Origin of the sequence: Gilliamella sp. W8136, from assembly GCF_016101285.1 — a bacterium.
Lineage (GTDB): Bacteria > Pseudomonadota > Gammaproteobacteria > Enterobacterales > Orbaceae > Gilliamella > Gilliamella apicola_N.
The window spans coordinates 18,835-38,334 of the sequence record NZ_JACFQU010000017.1 but is presented as its reverse complement, the minus strand read 5'-3'; the positions used below and the strand labels follow the sequence as shown (position 1 = coordinate 38,334).

Annotated in this window: 14 protein-coding genes; 9 read left to right on the top strand and 5 right to left on the bottom strand. The window is 36.5% G+C overall.

The window, feature by feature from the left end; genetic code table 11:
- Window positions 1-188: 188 nt before the first annotated feature.
- Window positions 189-1,862, bottom strand: a complete 1,674-nt coding sequence (gene dauA / locus H3T96_RS11905; protein ID WP_144092868.1) for a C4-dicarboxylic acid transporter DauA — start codon at window positions 1,860-1,862, stop codon at window positions 189-191.
- A 242-nt stretch (window positions 1,863-2,104) separates the two neighbouring features.
- Between dauA and H3T96_RS11900 the strand changes: the two genes are divergently transcribed.
- Window positions 2,105-3,466: a histidine-type phosphatase gene (locus tag H3T96_RS11900; RefSeq protein ID WP_144092866.1), complete on the top strand. Its 1,362-nt coding sequence runs from the start codon at window positions 2,105-2,107 to the stop codon at window positions 3,464-3,466.
- Window positions 3,467-3,528: 62 nt separating this feature from the next.
- Here the strand turns inward: H3T96_RS11900 and dtd are convergent, their stop codons facing one another.
- From dtd to rpsT, 4 genes are all read right to left on the bottom strand, one after another.
- Window positions 3,529-3,963 (bottom strand): D-aminoacyl-tRNA deacylase, encoded by a 435-nt coding sequence (gene dtd, locus H3T96_RS11895; RefSeq protein ID WP_039127398.1) that lies wholly within the window; start codon window positions 3,961-3,963, stop codon window positions 3,529-3,531.
- A 7-nt stretch (window positions 3,964-3,970) separates the two neighbouring features.
- Window positions 3,971-4,810, bottom strand: a complete 840-nt coding sequence (locus H3T96_RS11890; RefSeq protein WP_144092864.1) for a virulence factor BrkB family protein — start codon at window positions 4,808-4,810, stop codon at window positions 3,971-3,973.
- Window positions 4,811-4,820: 10 nt separating this feature from the next.
- Complete coding sequence (locus tag H3T96_RS11885; RefSeq protein WP_144092862.1) at window positions 4,821-5,435, bottom strand: SPOR domain-containing protein; 615 nt, start codon at window positions 5,433-5,435, stop codon at window positions 4,821-4,823.
- A gap of 110 nt (window positions 5,436-5,545) precedes the next feature.
- Entirely contained in the window at window positions 5,546-5,809 is a 264-nt protein-coding gene (gene rpsT, locus H3T96_RS11880) for a 30S ribosomal protein S20 (RefSeq protein ID WP_025316521.1), read from the bottom strand.
- Window positions 5,810-6,037: 228 nt separating this feature from the next.
- Between rpsT and pgk the strand changes: the two genes are divergently transcribed.
- The 8 genes from pgk (at window position 6,038) to rpoC (ending at window position 19,433) form a co-directional block, all read left to right on the top strand.
- Window positions 6,038-7,201: a phosphoglycerate kinase gene (gene pgk / locus H3T96_RS11875; RefSeq protein ID WP_025316520.1), complete on the top strand. Its 1,164-nt coding sequence runs from the start codon at window positions 6,038-6,040 to the stop codon at window positions 7,199-7,201.
- Between the two features lie 90 nt (window positions 7,202-7,291).
- Window positions 7,292-8,371 (top strand): class II fructose-bisphosphate aldolase, encoded by a 1,080-nt coding sequence (fbaA, locus tag H3T96_RS11870; protein ID WP_039127407.1) that lies wholly within the window; start codon window positions 7,292-7,294, stop codon window positions 8,369-8,371.
- A 182-nt stretch (window positions 8,372-8,553) separates the two neighbouring features.
- Window positions 8,554-8,982 carry a 50S ribosomal protein L11 gene (rplK, locus tag H3T96_RS11865; RefSeq protein ID WP_025316518.1) on the top strand — a complete coding sequence of 143 codons (429 nt, stop codon included), beginning with the start codon at window positions 8,554-8,556 and terminating at the stop codon, window positions 8,980-8,982.
- Between the two features lie 3 nt (window positions 8,983-8,985).
- Window positions 8,986-9,687, top strand: coding sequence for a 50S ribosomal protein L1 (rplA, locus tag H3T96_RS11860; RefSeq protein ID WP_039127414.1), 702 nt, complete (start codon window positions 8,986-8,988; stop codon window positions 9,685-9,687).
- Window positions 9,688-9,917: 230 nt separating this feature from the next.
- Entirely contained in the window at window positions 9,918-10,415 is a 498-nt protein-coding gene (gene rplJ / locus H3T96_RS11855; RefSeq protein ID WP_025316516.1) for a 50S ribosomal protein L10, read from the top strand.
- 61 nt (window positions 10,416-10,476) lie between these two features.
- Window positions 10,477-10,845 (top strand): 50S ribosomal protein L7/L12, encoded by a 369-nt coding sequence (gene rplL / locus H3T96_RS11850; protein WP_025316515.1) that lies wholly within the window; start codon window positions 10,477-10,479, stop codon window positions 10,843-10,845.
- A gap of 248 nt (window positions 10,846-11,093) precedes the next feature.
- Window positions 11,094-15,122, top strand: coding sequence for a DNA-directed RNA polymerase subunit beta (rpoB, locus tag H3T96_RS11845; protein ID WP_086308312.1), 4,029 nt, complete (start codon window positions 11,094-11,096; stop codon window positions 15,120-15,122).
- A 90-nt stretch (window positions 15,123-15,212) separates the two neighbouring features.
- The gene (gene rpoC / locus H3T96_RS11840) at window positions 15,213-19,433 is read left to right on the top strand and encodes a DNA-directed RNA polymerase subunit beta' (protein WP_086326415.1); all 4,221 of its coding nucleotides are present in this window, start codon (window positions 15,213-15,215) and stop codon (window positions 19,431-19,433) included.
- Window positions 19,434-19,500 lie beyond the last annotated feature (67 nt).

The window sequence follows — 19,500 nt, the reverse complement described above, 5'->3', positions numbered from 1 at the left end:
TTTTCCTGCTTTTATATTTAAGTTTACATTTAAATAAAATATCTTTCTGATCATAGAGTTGCTAATCATAGTTAGCAGCAGAAAAGAAAGATCGCGGAGGTAATGATTACTACTGATCTGTGGTATTCTTTAGGTGTACCACAGATCTTACTACTTACTTATTGAATAACTTAAAAACTACGATGAAACTACTCTTTATCTTTCAATGCTTCATCTAATGTTGAGAAGAACATTAGTTTATTGGGGATAGGTACAATTTTGGCGCGAGCTAATGTTTTTAATGGCTGAAATTGCAATTCACAAATTGATAAATCAACATGTTCTGGCAATTCATCAATAAAATGTATTAAGGCATTAAGTCCACCAGCGTCCAGAATTGGTACGGCATCCCATTGTAATATAATATGCTCATATCCGTTAATTTTTTTATAAAGCTCAACAAAAGTTTTTTCTGCCGCAGCAAAAAACAGTGGGCCATTAACACGTAAAACTAAGGTTTTATCATCACTTCGATTTAACTCAACTAAGCGGGTCATTCGAGCAATACGGCGCATAAATAATATGGAAGCCAATACTATGCCAAGTGTAATTGCTATAACCATATCAAATAATACGGTAAGTGACATACAGATTAACATAATTAAAATATCATCTTTAGGTGCGCATTTGATGATATACATCACTCGTTGCACGGCACTCATATTCCAAGCCACTATTAATAGCAGAGCGGCCATTGCTGATAGTGGAATATAAGATAAAAGTGGTGCAAAGCAAATAAGAGCAAGTAATACTACTAATGAATGTAATACGGCTGCAATAGGTGATGTAGCACCAGCCTTAACATTCGCAGCTGATCGTGCGATAGCGGCGGTAGCCGAAATGCCACCAAAAAACGGTGCAATAATATTGCCTAAACCTTGACCAATAAGTTCACTGTTTGAGTGATGTTTTGTGTGGGTCATCTCATCTAACACTACAGCACAAAGCAGTGATTCAATAGCGCATAACATTGCCATAGTCAATGAAATCGGAAGTAAAGCAGAAAGTGTTGTCCAATCCCAATTAAATTCAGCATTTTCCCATGGTAATACAAATTCAGGTAGTACCGAAGGAATACCATGACCAATAGTATTATCAGCAAGTGTATAGGTAAATCGTGAGCCTATGGTTTCAATCTGATAGCCGAATTGATTAAATATAAACATGACAATAATACCTGCAACTAATGCTGGTAAGTGACCAGATATCTTCACTCGAAATTTTGGCCATACAATTAATACAATTAGCGTTACCATTCCGACAATTGTGTCTGCAATATTAATGGATGGTAAAGTCTTAGCTAATTCTATAACTTTGCTTATATAACTTTCAGGCATATGTTCAAGAGTCAAACCAAAAAAATCTTTGATTTGCATAGTAGCGATGGTAATAGCAATGCCTGAGGTAAAACCTAATACTACAGGTAATGGAATATATTCAATTAATCTTCCTAATCGAATCATGCCCATCAATATTAGAAAAACGCCCGATAATAATGTTGCAATTAATAATCCAGATAAACCATATTGTAATGATACTGGATATAAGATAACGACAAATGCGGCGGTAGGTCCAGAAACACTAAAACGAGATCCTCCCGTTAGAGCAATAACAAAACCGGCTATAATTGCGGTATAAAGCCCATGTTGTGGTGGAACGCCACTGGCAATTGCAAGAGCCATTGCTAGTGGTATAGCGATAATACCAACGGTTATCCCCGCTATTAAATCTTTGATAAAGCGCGTTGTGTTATAAGGGGTAGTTATACATGCTGAAATAAATGCACAGCTAATTTTGGTGCCAGAAAGGCCATATAATTTCATTATTTTTGATTAATTAAATGCAAGTTATCTTGAATGATTAATAAGATAATCTTTTTTACAAAAAATAAAAGAGCATTATGAAAATAATCATCTTCTTTTTGTAAAATTTTACTATAAATCAAGTTTAGAGAAGCTGCTGTGTTAATATACGAAAAGAATATTGATTTTTGTGGCATCTATTGACTACTTTTTCATCTTAATCCTAATTGCGTTTATATTAGTATTTAAATGGAGATAAAAATATGATTATGCTCGGTTCGCGTAACTTATTGACTGTTTTTCTATTTACTTTTACTTCATTAAGTTTTGCTCAAACCAATGTGATTGCTGGTTCCAAAACAGCTTACCAATACAATTCTAACCAAACTCTTACTTCTGCTCCAACAGACTATCAAGCTTTTTATATTGATCATATTGGGCGCCATGGTTCGCGGTATATAAGTAAATCAAAGCATGAAGATCTTGCTTATCACATTCTATCATTGGCTGACAGTCAACAACAATTGACTGATTCAGGAAAAGATCTTCTTAGGCAAGTCACTATCCTTAAGCAATTAAATCAGAACCACTATGGTCAGCTTACCAATCTGGGTCGCAAAGATATTAGTTTGATAAGTAACCGAATGCTGGAAAATAATCCAACAGTATTTAAAGGAAAAAAAATTGAAGTTATTTCAAGCAGTTCTCCAAGAGCAAAAGAAACAGCAGAAATTTTTATTGATTCTTTTAAAGCTAAATACCCTAATATTCATGTGGTTCAACAACCAGACAATGAACAAACATTATTGCGCTTTTTTGAGTATTCTCCTGCCTATAGTGAATATAAAAAAAGTAAAGTAGTGAAAGATGCCGTGAAATCTATTGAGTATGCTTCTCAAACTAAACAGATGAGTAAACAAGTTGCCAAAGGCATTTTTAAAAAATCTTTTTTAATTAAGTTAAAAAAAGGATTGGATGAATCTGAGGATACATCAGTAAAAACATCGGATTTTATTATTGCAGTATACCAATTGTATCAAGAATTGCAGGCTTTTTCGCCACAAGTTTTAACGGACAATCATCTTGATTTAGGTCGTTATTTTTCAACAGAACAAAAGATATGGCTTAATACAGTTGTTACTGCAAAAAATTATTTGCAGATAGGTCCAGCCTTTGATGCTACAGGTATTCAAATTAAAATTGCTGCACCGTTATTATGGGATATGATTCACTCTGCTGATAAGGCAATCGTTGGTAATAATGTGGATGCTAATTTGCGCTTTGCGCATGCTGAAACAGTTTCGCCATTAGCCACTTTACTCGAAATTGAAGGCTCTGCTAATGTTACTAAAACACTGTTTAATTATCCTACTATATGGCGAGCAGATAAAATTATCCCTATGGGGGCGAACATTCAATGGATTTTTTATAAAAGCAAGCAAACTCATCAGCCGATTTTAATTAAAGTATTACTAAATGAGCGAGAAGTGCATTTACCTATTAAAACAGATAGTTACCCTTATTATCGATGGAATGATGTAAAACAATTTTATGTTAATAAACTGAATAAATTAGGTTTAGATGAGAACCAGTCAGCAATAGAGATGTTAAAAAATCTAAAATAAATTAACAATTATAAATATTATGTCCTTATATCAGGGCATAATATTTATAATTGCGATTATGATTAGACTTGTAGCCAGAATGTTACTGGTCCATCATTTATCAAAGAAACCTGCATGTCAGCTGCAAATTGTCCTGTTTGTGTATTAATTTTCTTTTTACATTGTTCAACAAAAAATTGATATAGTTTATTGGCTTCATCCGGTTTTGCACCTTTAGTAAAACTAGGGCGCATACCCTTTTGTGTATCGGCTGCTAGTGTAAATTGAGAAACAACTAATAGTTCACCATTAGTTTGGCTAACATTTAAATTCATTTTGCCTTCATTATCACTAAATATTCGGTACCCTAGAACTTTTTCACATAAGCGTATTGCTTTTTGCTCATTATCTTCTTGTTCTACACCTAATAATACTAGTAATCCATGATTAATCTGTCCAATAACTTGATTATCAACAGTAACACTAGCTTGTTTAACACGTTGGATTAAGGCGATCATAAAATAATTACTCTGGTAATGATTGATTTTCAACTGCGTGCTTTTTGCGATTAAAGTCCGTTAAGGTTGCTGCAAACTCAGCGCCAAACAAAACAATGCACCAAGAAAAATAGATCCAAACTAACATAATGGGAATTGATGATACAACTCCATAAATAAGTTGATAAGTTGGGAAAGAAGTTATATACAGCGCAAATGCTCGTTTTCCTAATTCAAATAATATTGCTGCGACAATGGCTCCAACTATGGACTCTTTAAAAGGTACTGATTCAGTAGGAATAATACTATAAAGCAACCAGAAACCAGCTACAGATATAAAAAATGGTAAAGAACTGAATAGAAAGTTACCTGTTGTTGCAGTAGAAAGCCATTTTAGTGAAAACACATAAGAACTTATTGCAACACTTGAACCAGCTAAAATAGGACCTAAAGTTAATATGGTCCAATACATCGTTAGATTGTACATGAATGATCGCTTACGCTTGGTTTTCCATATGTGATTTAGCGCAGTATTAATTGAATTAATTAATAGAAGCGATGTAACAATTAAACCGATTACCCCCATAAAGGTCATTTTTTTAGTATTGCCAATAAATTGTTCTAAATAATTCTCGATAGTGTCACTAGCCGTCGGAACCAAGTTGTTATAAATTATTTTTTTTAATGAAAGACTGACCTCGTCAAACATAGGAAAAGCAGAGAGTAGAGAAAATATAACAGTAATAAGTGGCACTAAAGCAAGGATTGTTGTATAAGCTAACCCAGCAGCGGATGTTGTTAAACGGTCTTGATTTATACGCAACCATAACATTTTAGTAAACAGATGTATATTTTTGAATGATTTCATATTTTTCTTTTTAGTTAGAAATAATACAATCATTAATCCCATTATTTTTTAATGAGTTTAATGCCTTATCTGCCTCATTTTTATTAGTATATTGTCCTGCAGTGACTCGATATAATTGACCCGAAGATATACTACCACTGATGCCAATCATTGCAATTCTTGCTTTAAGGGTTTCGGCGTTAGCTTTATCTTTGAATGCTCCGCATTTCAATATCCATTTATTTGCAGTACCAATATTTTGCGTAGTTATAGATGAAGTGGTTTCTTGCTTGGTCACACTATTATTTTTAGTCGGCGGCGTGACAGGACGTGAATTATTGACAAAGCTATCTAAAATTTGTTGCCGTTCACTTGCTCTTGAATCATAACTAGCATTTGGAGTTTCAAGTTCTTTAAGATAAGTCCAACGTTCTTGCGGTCGTTCTGGTAATGTTATTGCCGGAGGTTGGGTTTTTACTTTTGGGGGTTTAACTGGTTGAGTTGGTTTGTTATTCGCAACGTAATAGAGAATAGTAGAAAATAGAATAATGATAATAATGGCCAAAAATATCATTAAATTAGGCTTATTTCGTGAATTATTTTTTTTTGATCGGCTCTTTTTTCTTACATAATCACGCTGAACCACAATATACTCTCTTATTAATATCGAATAACGGATCAGTATACAAATAAAAAAAGTGGCTTACACCACTTTTTATTATTCTTTCTAACTATAATAGTTAATAGATAACAGCATTAAGCCAATGCTTTAATCTGCTTAATTAAATTCGCTTTATGACGTGCAGCTTTGTTTTTGTGGATTAAGCCACGAGCCGCTTGACGATCAACAACTGCCTGCATGTCTTTGAATGCCACTTCAGCTGTTTGTTTATCACCAGCTGCAACAGCTGCGTAAACTTTTTTAATATAAGTACGCATCATTGAACGGTTACTAGCATTATGTTTACGGCGTTTTTCGGATTGAACCGCACGTTTCTTAGCTGATTTGATATTAGCCAAAGTCAACTCCCAAGTTTAGATAAAAATTACATATTAATAAGGCGGCAAAATATGCCTGATTTTCTCTCTATTGTCAATGCTGTTATATAAAATTTTTTACCTTGATAACAAATTTTTTATTTCTATCAGATGTTCAGTATGTGAACAATAATGGTTGTAACCTAAAAGAAAATTTTATGTTAGAATAGTCATAATTTTATTATATTGATATTTATAAGAGGAAGTCACATGTCTATTATTAGAATGCAAGATCTTGATCTAAAAGGAAAACGTTTATTTATTCGTTCAGATCTTAATGTGCCAGTTAAAAATGGTAAAGTAACCTCTGATGCGCGAATTAAAGCATCACTACCGACTATTGAAGAAGCGATCAAGAAAGGTGCTAAAGTAATGGTTACTTCTCATATTGGTCGCCCAACGGAAGGGGAGTATAATCCTGAATTTTCATTACAACCTGTTGTTGATTACTTGAAAGAACATGTATCTTTCCCTGTTCGTTTAGTAAAAGATTACCTTGATGGTGTGGATGTTAAAGAGGGTGAATTAGTTGTTCTTGAAAATGTGCGTTTCAATGTCGGTGAAGGTAAAGATGATGAAACTTTATCTAAAAAATACGCTGCACTTTGCGACATTTATGTAATGGATGCTTTTGGTACTGCTCACCGTGCACAAGCTTCAACTCATGGTGCTGGTAAATTTGCTCCTGTTGCTTGTGCAGGTCCATTATTAGCGGCTGAATTAGATGCATTAGGTAAAGCGCTTGATAATCCAGCAAGACCAATGGTTGCTATTGTTGCTGGTTCTAAAGTATCAACTAAGTTAACTGTTCTTGATTCACTTTCAAAAATTGCTGACCAAATTATTGTTGGTGGTGGTATTGCTAATACTTTCATTGCAGCAGAAGGTTATAATGTTGGTAAATCACTTTATGAAGCCGATTTAATTCCAGAAGCTAAAAAACTAATGGCTAACTGTGAAATTCCTGTGCCTACAGATGTACGCGTTGCCACTGAATTTAGTGAAACAGCTACGGCAACTGAAAAATCAGTAAAAGATGTTAAAGAAAATGAGCAAATTCTTGATTTAGGCGATAAATCAGCAGAAGTATTAGCAAATATTATTAAAAATGCAAAAACTATACTGTGGAATGGTCCTGTCGGTGTATTTGAATTCCCTAATTTCCGTCGCGGTACTGAAATAGTTGCTAAAGCAATTGCTGATAGCCAAGGTTTCTCAATTGCCGGTGGTGGAGATACATTAGCTGCAATTGATTTATTTGGTATTGAAGATAAAATCTCTTATATTTCAACCGGTGGTGGTGCTTTCCTTGAATTTGTTGAAGGTAAAAAACTTCCAGCTGTTGCAATGTTAGAAGAAAGAGCAAAAGCATAACATTTTAGTTTAAAAGTAAGGATGAGCTAATTACTCATCCTTACTACTTTTTATACTACTTTTTATATTAATAAATTTATAGGTAATAAAATGGTTACAAAAATTTCTGATGTCGTTAAACCTGGTGTGGTAACTGGTGATGATGTTCAAAAGGTGTTCCAAATTGCACGTGAAAATAATTTTGCCCTACCAGCAGTAAACTGTGTTGATACAAATACAATTAATGCAGTTATTGAAACGGCAGCTAAAGTAGGTTCTCCTGTTATTGTTCAATTTTCTAATGGTGGTGCACAATTTATAGCAGGTAAAGGTTTAAAACTTGAAGGGCAAGAGTGTGCTGTGTTAGGTGCGGTATCTGGCGCTAAACATGTTCATCTTATGGCAGAAAAATATGGCGTACCAGTTATTGTACATACCGACCATTGTGCAAAAAAATTATTGCCTTGGGTTGATGGATTACTTGATGCTGGCGAAACTCATTTTGCTAAAACAGGTAAACCATTGTTTTCTTCTCATATGATCGATCTTTCAGAAGAAACATTAAAAGATAACATTGATATTTGTTGTCAATATCTTGCTCGTATGTCGGCAATGAAAATGACATTAGAATTAGAATTAGGTTGTACTGGTGGTGAAGAAGATGGTGTTGATAATAGCCATATGGATAGTTCAGCACTTTATACACAACCAGAAGATGTTGCTTATGCTTATGAACGTTTGAGCGCGATTAGCCCTCGTTTCACTATTGCTGCATCATTTGGTAATGTGCATGGTGTTTATAAACCAGGTAACGTTAAGTTGACGCCAAAAATTCTAGATAACTCACAAAAATATGTATCAGAAAAATTTAATTTACCTGAAAAATCATTGAACTTCGTGTTCCATGGTGGTTCTGGCTCTACACCAGAAGAAATTGCAGAAGCAGTAAGCTATGGTGTTATCAAAATGAATATTGATACTGATACACAGTGGGCTAACTGGGCTGGTGTTTTAGATTATTACAAAGCGAATGAAGCTTATTTACAAGGACAATTAGGTAATCCTGAAGGACCTGATGCACCAAATAAAAAATATTACGATCCTCGTGTATGGTTACGTAAAGGTCAAGATTCTTTAGTTGCACGTTTAGAACTCGCATTTAAAGAACTTAACGCAATTAACGTTCTATAATTTGATGGCAAAAAAGCAGAATCTGTGGTTCTGCTTTTCATTTTTATCCTGTTTTAAATAAATCTTGCTTTTTGTATAAAGTTGTAGGATAATTCTGCCCTCATTTAACTTAGGGGAGCTGTCTATTTATTAATAGCTGTTATTAATAGAGGCGTTTGCACCCGAGAAAAGGAAAATCAAAAATGGCAAAAAAAGTACAAGCTTACATCAAGTTGCAAGTTGCAGCTGGTGCAGCGAATCCTAGTCCGCCAGTTGGTCCTGCACTAGGTCAACATGGTGTTAACATCATGGAATTCTGTAAAGCATTTAATGCAAAAACAGAAAGCATGGAAAAAGGCTTACCTATTCCTGTTGTTATTACAGTATATTCTGACCGTTCATTTACATTTGTAACTAAAACTCCCCCTGCTGCGGTTTTATTAAAGAAAGCTGCTAAAATCAAGTCTGGTTCTGGCGAACCTAACAAGAAAAAAGTAGGTAAAATTACAAGTGCTCAGATTCGCGAAATCGCTGAATTAAAAGCTGCAGATATGAATGGTGCTACCATTGAAACAATGATGCGTTCTATTGAAGGAACGGCTCGTTCAATGGGCTTGGAAGTGGAGGGTTAATCAATGGCTAAATTATCTAAGAAAGCTAAACTTATCCGCGAAAAAGTAAATGCGACTAAACAATATGAAATTAATGAAGCTATTGCTTTATTAAAAGAATTCGCAACTGCTAAATTTACAGAAAGTGTTGATGTTGCTGTTAATTTAGGTATTGATTCACGTAAATCAGATCAAAATGTGCGTGGTGCAATTGTACTTCCACATGGTACTGGTCGTAGTGTTCGCGTTGCTGTATTTACCCAAGGTGCAAATGCAGAAGCAGCTAAAGAAGCTGGCGCAGAACTAGTCGGTATGGATGATCTAGCTGACCAAATCAAAAAAGGCGAAATGGATTTTGATGTTGTTATTGCATCACCAGACGCTATGCGTGTTGTAGGTCAATTAGGTCAAATTTTAGGACCACGTGGTTTAATGCCAAATCCTAAAGTTGGTACTGTAACGCCTAATGTTGCAGAAGCAGTTAAAAATGCTAAAGCTGGTCAGATCCGTTACCGTAATGATAAAAATGGTATTATCCATACTACTATCGGTAAAGCTGATTTTGATGCAGCGAAACTTAAAGAGAATTTAGAAGCATTACTTGTTGCGTTAAAACGTGCAAAACCAGCCTCTTCTAAAGGTGTATTTGTGAAGAAAGTTAGTCTTTCTACCACAATGGGTGCTGGTGTTGCTATTGATCAAGCAACATTAAATGCAACTGTTTAATTACTTTTGTTGATTAAACAATAAGAATCGGTTGGTGTCTGGCCTTAACCAGACCCCGTCCAAGACCGTAGGTGTAGTTGAAGTTTAACTACTTAATTTTCCTACGTAGACGGTGACAGAACCTGATAGATATAATAGAGGGATTCTGCTCATCGTGGTTATGCTAGCTACATGTGTAGCTAGTTAAAATCAGTCTAGGCTTTGCCTAGTTTAATCCAGGAGCAATACCAATGGCACTAAATCTTCAAAATAAACAAGAAATTGTTGCTGAAGTTAACGAAATCGCCAAAGGTGCGCTTTCTGCAGTTGTTGCTGATTCTCGTGGCGTAACTGTAGAAAAAATGACTGCATTACGTAAATCTGCTCGTGAAGCTGGTGTTTATATGCGTGTTGTTCGTAATACGCTATTACGCCGTGTTGTTGAGGGAACTCAATACGAGTGTTTAAAAGATACGTTTGTTGGTCCAACTCTAATTGCATTTTCAAATGAGCACCCAGGTGCTGCAGCGCGTATTTTTAAAGCGTTTGCTAAAGAAAATGATAAATTTGAGATTAAAGCCGCAGCCTTTGAAGGTGAGTTGATTACTGCAGCGAATATTGATCGCTTAGCAACATTACCTACTTATGAAGAAGCATTAGCACGCTTGATGTCAACCATGAAAGAAGCCGCAGCTGGCAAATTGGTTCGTACTCTTGCAGCAGTTCGCGATCAAAAAGAAGCTGCTTAATTGGCAGTATGATTGTGAACGTTATTAATTAATAAAAATTGTAAATTTGGGAAACTATATTATGTCTATCACTAAAGAACAAATTTTAGATGCAGTTGCCGAAATGTCTGTAATGGACGTTGTTGAACTTGTATCAATGATGGAAGAAAAATTTGGCGTTTCTGCAGCAGCAGCTGTAGCAGTTGCAGCAGCTGGTCCAGCTGAAGCAGCAGAAGAAAAAACTGAATTTGATGTAATCTTAAAAGAAGTTGGTGCGAACAAAGTAGCTGTTATCAAAGCAGTTCGTGGTGCAACAGGTTTAGGCTTGAAAGAAGCTAAAGATCTTGTTGAATCAGCTCCAGCAACAGTTAAAGAAGGCGTTAGCAAAGCTGATGCAGATGAACTTAAAAAGGCACTTGAAGAATCTGGTGCAGTTGTCGAACTTAAATAAGTTTATCGATAGCAACCTAAATGGCTGGGGGTTTTTTACCTCCAGCCTTTTTGCGCTGTAAAAAGTCAAAGAATTTTATTTGAAGATTATCAATAAAAAGTAATAAAGAAATAGTATATTTACTAAGCCTAATCAATTGATATTTAAAGATATTTTCGATGAGGTGTCAGGCGTTATTATTTGAAGGTAGTACCCCCTGATGAATATTTAATCATGCTAAAATAGCAGATAAGCAAGTTGAGGAACTAATGGTTTACTCTTATACCGAGAAAAAACGAATTCGTAAGAATTTTGGTAAGCGTCCACAAGTCTTGGATATACCGTATCTTCTTTCTATTCAACTTGATTCGTTCCAGAAATTTATTGAACAAGATCCAGAAGGTCAATATGGCTTAGAAGCCGCATTTCGTTCAATATTTCCGATAAAAAGTTATAGTGGTAACGCTGAGTTACAATACGTGAGCTTTAAAATGGGCGAACCTGTGTTTGATGTTAAAGAATGTCAAATTAGGGGGATCACTTACTCAGCACCGTTGCGCGTAAAATTACGTTTAGTTATTTATGATAAAGATGCGCCAGAAGGAACAGTAAAAGATATTAAAGAGCAAGACGTCTACATGGGCGAAATCCCTTTAATGACGGACAATGGTACGTTTGTGATCAACGGTACTGAACGTGTAATCGTATCACAATTACATCGTAGTCCAGGTGTGTTCTTTGATAGTGATAAAGGTAAAACACACTCTTCTGGTAAAGTTTTATATAATGCTCGGATTATTCCTTATCGTGGCTCTTGGCTTGATTTTGAATTTGATCCAAAAGATAATCTTTTTGCCCGTATTGACCGTCGTCGTAAACTTCCAGCAACAATAATTTTACGTGCTTTAGGTTATGAAACAGAAGAAATTTTAGATATTTTCTTTGAGAAAACTATTTTTGAAGTGGGCAAATCCAAACTGAAAATGGATCTTGTTCCAGAACGTTTACGTGGAGAAACAGCTCTTTTTGATATCGAATCAAAAGGCAAAGTTTATGCTGAAAAAGGTCGTCGTATTACCGCTCGCCACATCCGTGAATTAGATAAAGATAACGTTACTAAAATTGATGTACCTGTTGAATATATAGTTAATAAAGTGTTAGCTAAAAATTATGTCAATGAAGCGACAGGCGAAGTTATTGCTTTTGCAAATACACCAATTTCATTAGAGCTATTGCTTGAATTAACTAATGCAGGCCATAGAAAAATCGAAACATTATTTACTAATGATCTTGATCATGGTCCATTTATTTCTGAAACCCTAAATGTTGATTCAACACGTGATCGATTAGGTGCATTAGTTGAAATTTATCGTATGATGCGCCCTGGTGAACCACCAACAAAAGAGGCTGCTGAAGCGTTATTTGATAATTTATTCTTCTCTGACGAGCGTTATGATTTGTCCGCTGTTGGTCGAATGAAATTTAATCGTTCTTTAGGTCGTGAAGATATCGAAGGCGAAAGCGTCTTAACAAAAGATGATATCGTTGACGTAATGAAGAAATTAATCGGCATTCGTAATGGTCATGGTGAAGTTGATGATATTGACCATTTAGGTAATCGTCGTATTCGTAGCGTTGGTGAAATGGCAGAAAACCAATTCCGTATTGGTTTAGTTCGTGTAGAGCGAGCGGTTAAAGAACGTTTATCTTTAGGTGATTTAGATTCACTGATGCCACAAGATATGATCAATGCTAAACCGATTTCAGCTGCAATCCGTGAGTTCTTTGGTTCTAGCCAATTATCTCAGTTTATGGATCAAAACAATCCATTATCTGAAATTACTCACAAACGTCGTATTTCAGCATTAGGCCCTGGTGGTTTAACTCGTGAACGAGCAGGATTTGAAGTGCGTGACGTACATCCTACTCATTATGGTCGTGTATGTCCGATTGAGACACCTGAAGGTCCGAACATTGGTTTGATTAACTCATTAGCAGTTTATTCTCGTACTAATGAGTATGGTTTCTTAGAAACGCCATATCGTCGAGTTATCGATGGTATTGTAACTGATGAAATTAATTATTTATCAGCGATTGATGAAAGCGAATTTGTTATTGCTCAGGCTAACTCAAACCTTGATGAAGACGGACGCTTTAAAGAAGACTTAGTTACTTGCCGTTTAAATGGTGAGTCAGGTTTATATAGTCCTGAACAAGTTCACTATATGGACGTATCAACTCAGCAAATCGTATCGGTTGGTGCTTCATTAATTCCATTCTTAGAGCATGATGATGCGAACCGTGCCCTAATGGGTGCGAACATGCAACGTCAAGCAGTACCGACATTAAAAGCGGAAAAACCATTTGTTGGAACTGGTATGGAAAGGGCTGTAGCAGTTGACTCAGGTGTAACTGCAGTAGCTCGTCGTGGTGGTACTGTTCAATATGTTGATGCATCACGCATTGTAATTAACGTTAATGATGATGAAATGTACGCTGGTGAAACAGGTATTGATATTTATAACTTAACTAAATATACCCGTTCTAACCAAAATACTTGTATCAATCAAATTCCATGTGTGAAATTAGGTGAAAAAGTTGAACGAGGCGATGTTCTTGCTGACGGTCCATCAACTGATTTAGGTGAATTAGCATTAGGTCAAAACATGCGCGTGGCTTTCATGCCATGGAATGGTTATAACTTTGAGGATTCAATTTTAGTTTCTGAAAAAGTTGTACAAGATGACCGTTTTACTTCAATTCATATTCAAGAACTATCTTGTATCTCACGAGATACTAAATTAGGTGCTGAAGAAATCACTGCCGACATTCCAAATGTAGGTGAAGCTGCACTTTCTAAACTTGATGAATCAGGTATTGTTTATATCGGAGCTGAAGTTAAAGGCGGTGATATTCTGGTTGGTAAAGTGACACCAAAAGGTGAAACTCAATTAACCCCGGAAGAAAAACTACTGCGTGCGATTTTTGGTGAGAAAGCGTCTGATGTTAAAGATACTTCTTTACGTGTGCCAAATGGTGTCTCTGGTACAGTAATTGATGTTCAAGTCTTTACGCGTGATGGTGTACAAAAAGATAAACGTGCACTTGAAATTGAAGACATGCAATTAAAACAAGCACGTAAAGATTTAACTGAAGAACTTAACATTTTAGAAGCAGCTTTGTTTGCTCGTATTCGTGATGTGTTAATTGCTGGTGGAATTAAAGCTGACAAATTAGATGCTTTACCACGTGAAAAATGGTTAACAATCGGTATTGCGAACGAAGATAAACAAGCTCAATTAGAGCAACTTGCAGAACAGCACGAAGAAATCAAAGCTGAATTTAACAAAAAACTTGAAGCTAAACGCATGAAGATCACCCAAGGCGATGATTTACAACCTGGTGTGTTAAAAATTGTTAAAGTTTATTTAGCTGTTAAACGTCAAATCCAGCCTGGGGATAAAATGGCTGGTCGTCATGGTAACAAAGGGGTTATCTCTAAAATTAACCCAATTGAAGATATGCCATATGATGACAAAGGCCGTCCGGTTGATATCGTATTAAACCCACTGGGGGTTCCATCACGTATGAATATCGGGCAGATTCTAGAAACTCACTTAGGTATGGCGGCTAAAGGTATTGGTCAGAAGATTGATACTATGCTGAAAGAACAGCAAGAATTAGCTAAATTACGCGAATTTATTCAAAAAGCGTATGACCTTGGTTTAGGTGCAGCACAAAAAGTTAATGTTGCTGAATTTACTGATCAAGAAGTCATGACACTGGCACAGAATTTACGTAATGGTATGCCACTTGCTACGCCTGTATTTGATGGTGCTAAAGAGCAAGAAATTAAGGCATTACTTGAACTTGGTGATCTACCAACTTCTGGACAAATTACGTTGTATGATGGTCGTACAGGTGAACAATTTGAACGTCCTGTAACGGTTGGTTACATGTATATGCTCAAATTGAACCACTTGGTTGATGACAAAATGCATGCTCGTTCTACAGGTTCATACAGTCTGGTTACTCAGCAACCATTGGGTGGTAAAGCTCAATTCGGTGGTCAGCGTTTCGGTGAGATGGAAGTATGGGCACTTGAGGCATATGGTGCAGCTTATACCTTACAAGAAATGTTAACTGTTAAGTCAGATGACGTGAACGGTCGTACTAAGATGTACAAAAATATTGTAGATGGTGATCATCGTATGGAACCTGCGATACCAGAATCATTTAATGTATTGTTAAAAGAGATTCGTTCGTTAGGTATTAATATAGAGTTAGACGAAGAGTAATCTTCGCTAGTTCAAATGATTTCTATTTATAGGGATAACTTATTAGTAATAATAAGTTATCTAATTGATTTAACTCCATAGGAGTCAATTGTGAAAGACTTACTAAAGTTTCTAAAAGCACAAACTAAAACTGAAGATTTTGACGCTATCAAGATAGGTCTTGCCTCTCCTGATATGATCCGTTCATGGTCTTTTGGTGAAGTCAAAAAACCTGAAACAATTAATTATCGTACGTTCAAGCCTGAACGTGATGGATTGTTTTGTGCGCGTATTTTTGGACCTGTGAAAGATTATGAATGTTTATGTGGAAAATATAAACGTTTAAAACACCGTGGTGTGATCTGTGAAAAATGTGGTGTAGAAGTCACTCAAGCTAAAGTGCGTCGTGAACGTATGGGGCACATTGAGCTTGCTTCTCCAACTGCTCATATCTGGTTTTTAAAATCATTACCATCTCGTATTGGTTTATTGCTTGATATGCCACTGCGCGATATTGAACGTGTGCTTTATTTTGAATCATTCATGGTTCTTGATGGAGGCATGACGAACTTAGAACGTGGTCAGATTTTAACTGAAGAACAATATTTAGATGCGTTAGAAGAATTTGGTGATGAATTCGATGCACGTATGGGTGCAGAAGCTATCCAAGAATTGTTACGTAATATTGATGTGCAAGCTGAATGCGAAGCACTACGTGACGAACTAGCAACAACAAATTCTGAAACTAAACGTAAAAAATTAACTAAACGTATTAAGATTATTGAAGCATTTATCCAATCAGAAAATAAACCTGAATGGATGATTTTAAATGTATTACCAGTATTGCCACCTGATTTACGCCCACTAGTACCACTTGATGGCGGACGTTTTGCAACATCAGATTTAAATGATCTTTATCGTCGTGTCATTAACCGTAATAACCGTTTAAAACGTTTATTAGATTTAGCTGCGCCAGATATTATCGTACGAAACGAAAAACGTATGCTACAAGAATCGGTTGATGCATTATTAGATAATGGTCGTCGCGGTCGTGCAATTACAGGTTCAAACAAACGTCCTTTAAAATCACTTGCTGATATGATTAAAGGTAAGCAAGGTCGTTTCCGTCAAAACCTATTAGGTAAACGTGTTGACTATTCAGGCCGTTCAGTAATTACTGTAGGTCCATACTTACGTTTACATCAATGTGGTTTACCGAAAAAAATGGCACTTGAATTATTTAAACCATTTATTTACGGAAAACTAGAACGCCGTGGTTATGCCACTACCATTAAAGCTGCCAAGAAAATGGTTGAGCGTGAAGATGCAATTGTTTGGGATATCTTAGATGAAGTTATTCGTGAACACCCAGTATTACTAAACCGTGCACCGACATTGCATAGATTAGGTATTCAAGCATTTGAACCTATCTTAATTGAAGGTAAAGCGATTCAGTTACATCCATTAGTTTGTGCGGCATTCAATGCTGACTTCGATGGTGACCAAATGGCTGTTCATGTTCCTTTAACACTAGAAGCACAGTTAGAAGCTCGTGCGTTGATGATGTCAACCAACAACATCCTTTCACCGGCAAGTGGTGAACCTATCATCGTTCCTTCTCAGGACGTGGTGTTAGGTCTTTATTACATGACTCGTGATAAAGTGAATGCTAAGGGCGAAGGCATGATATTAACTGGTCCTAAAGAGGCAGAAAAACTGTATCGCTTAGGGCTGGTAGAATTACATGCAAAAGTGAAAGTACGTATCACTGAAAGTCAGCGTAATAGTGTTGGAGAGTGGGAAGATAGTACATCAGTTGTAGATACAACTGTTGGTCGTGCTATTTTGTGGTTAATTATGCCTAAAGGTATGAGCTTCTCAGTAATTAATCAACCACTTGGTAAAAAAGCGATTTCGCGAATTTTAAATATCTGTTATCGCCAATTAGGTATGAAAGAAACTGTTATTTTAGCTGACCAAGTGATGTATACCGGTTTTGCTTATGCAGCTCGTTCTGGTGTTTCAGTTGGTATTGATGATATGGAAATTCCTGCGAAGAAATTACAAATCATCAACGAAGCTGAAATTGAAGTTGCTGAAATTCAAGAACAGTTCCAATCAGGTTTAGTTACTGCTGGTGAACGTTATAACAAAGTTATCGATATCTGGGCCGCAGCTAATGAGCGTGTTGCTAAAGCAATGATGGATAACTTATCAACTGAAAAAGTCATCAACCGTGATGGTGAAGAAGAGGTTCAATCTTCTTTCAATAGTATCTATATGATGGCTGACTCTGGTGCTCGTGGTTCCGCAGCACAGATTCGTCAGTTAGCGGGTATGCGTGGTTTGATGGCAAAACCAGATGGTTCAATTATTGAAACACCAATTACTGCAAACTTCCGTGAAGGATTAAACGTACTTCAGTACTTTATTTCTACCCATGGTGCGCGTAAAGGTCTTGCTGATACTGCCTTGAAAACTGCGAACTCAGGTTACTTAACTCGTCGTTTAGTTGACGTAGCTCAAGACCTAGTTGTTATTGAAGATGATTGTGGCACGTTAGAAGGTGTAGTAATGACACCAGTAATTGAGGGTGGTGATGTTAAAGAGCCACTACGTGAACGTGTACTAGGTCGTGTAACAGCTGAAGATGTATTAAAACCAGGTAGCGCGGATATTTTAATTCCTCGTAATACACTACTTGATGAAAGCTACTGTGATTTGTTAGAAGCTGAATCTGTTGATAGCGTGAAAGTACGTTCTGTGGTTTCATGTGATACTGATTTCGGTGTGTGTGCAAAATGTTATGGTCGTGACCTAGCTCGTGGTCACTTAGTTAACAAGGGTGAAGCAATTGGTGTTATCGCGGCTCAGTCAATCGGTGAACCGGGTACACAGTTAACCATGCGTACATTCCACATCGGTGGTGCTGCTTCGCGAGCAGCAGCAGAATCAAGCGTTCAAGTTAAAAACAAGGGTAGCATTAAATTAACAAATGCGAAGTTTGTAACTAACCCAGATAAGAAATTAGTAATTACTTCACGTAATGCTGAATTAACAATTATTGATGAATTAGGTCGAATGAAAGAAACCTACAAAGTTCCTTACGGTTCGATTCTAGCTAAAGGTAATGGTTCTGCGGTTGAAGCTGGTGAAACGATTGCTAACTGGGATCCGCATACTATGCCAGTTATCTCTGAAGCAAAAGGTTTTGTACGTTTTGTTGATATGGTTGATGGTCAAACCATTACTCGTCAAACGGATGAGTTAACCGGTTTATCATCTATCGCGATATTAGATGTAGCTGAGCGTACTGGTGTAGGTAAAGATTTGCGTCCAGCAATCAAAATTGTGGATGCTAAAGGCGATGATATTTATGTCGCTGGTACAGAAATGCTTGCGCAATACTTCTTACCAGGTAAAGCTTTAGTTCAATTAGAAGATGGTGCTGAAATCAATATTGGTGACACACTTGCTCGTATTCCACAGGCATCTGTTGGTACCAAAGATATCACAGGTGGTTTACCACGTGTTGCTGACTTGTTTGAAGCTCGTAAACCGAAAGAACCAGCTATACTTGCTGAAATTGATGGTATTATCTCATTCGGTAAAGAAACTAAAGGTAAACGTCGCTTAATTATCACACCATTAGATGGTAGTGAACCATACGAAGAGATGATCCCTAAATGGCGTCAACTTAACGTATTTGAAGGGGAACAAGTTGGTCGCGGTGATGTGATTTCTGATGGTCCTGAATCGGCGCACGATATTTTACGTCTACGTGGTGTAAATGCAGTAACACGTTACATTGTTAACGAAGTTCAAGAAGTTTATCGTTTACAAGGTGTAAAAATCAACGATAAACACATTGAAGTCATCGTTCGTCAAATGTTACGTAAAGCAACGGTTATTCATCCAGGTAGTTCTCGTCTACTTGATGGAGAACAACTTGAGGTTTCACGCTTGAAGATTATTAACCGTGAACTTGAAGCGCAAGGTAAAGAACCTATTGTTTACTTACATGATCTGCTTGGTATTACTAAAGCATCACTAACTACTGAATCGTTTATATCTGCGGCGTCGTTCCAAGAAACAACACGCGTATTAACCGAAGCAGCAGTTGCTGGTAAAAATGACGAATTACGTGGCTTAAAAGAAAACGTAATTGTTGGTCGATTAATTCCAGCAGGTACAGGTTATGCTTACCATAAAGAGCGTATGCGTAAACGAGCAATGCCATCGACGGATGATATTCAAACAACAATTTCGGCTGAAGAAGCAACAGCTAACTTAGCTGAATTACTTAACTCAGCAGAAGAACAACAACAATAGCCTGTAAAAAGGCTAGAATATAAATAGCACGCATATGCGTGCTATTTTTTTGTCAACTACTTGAAAT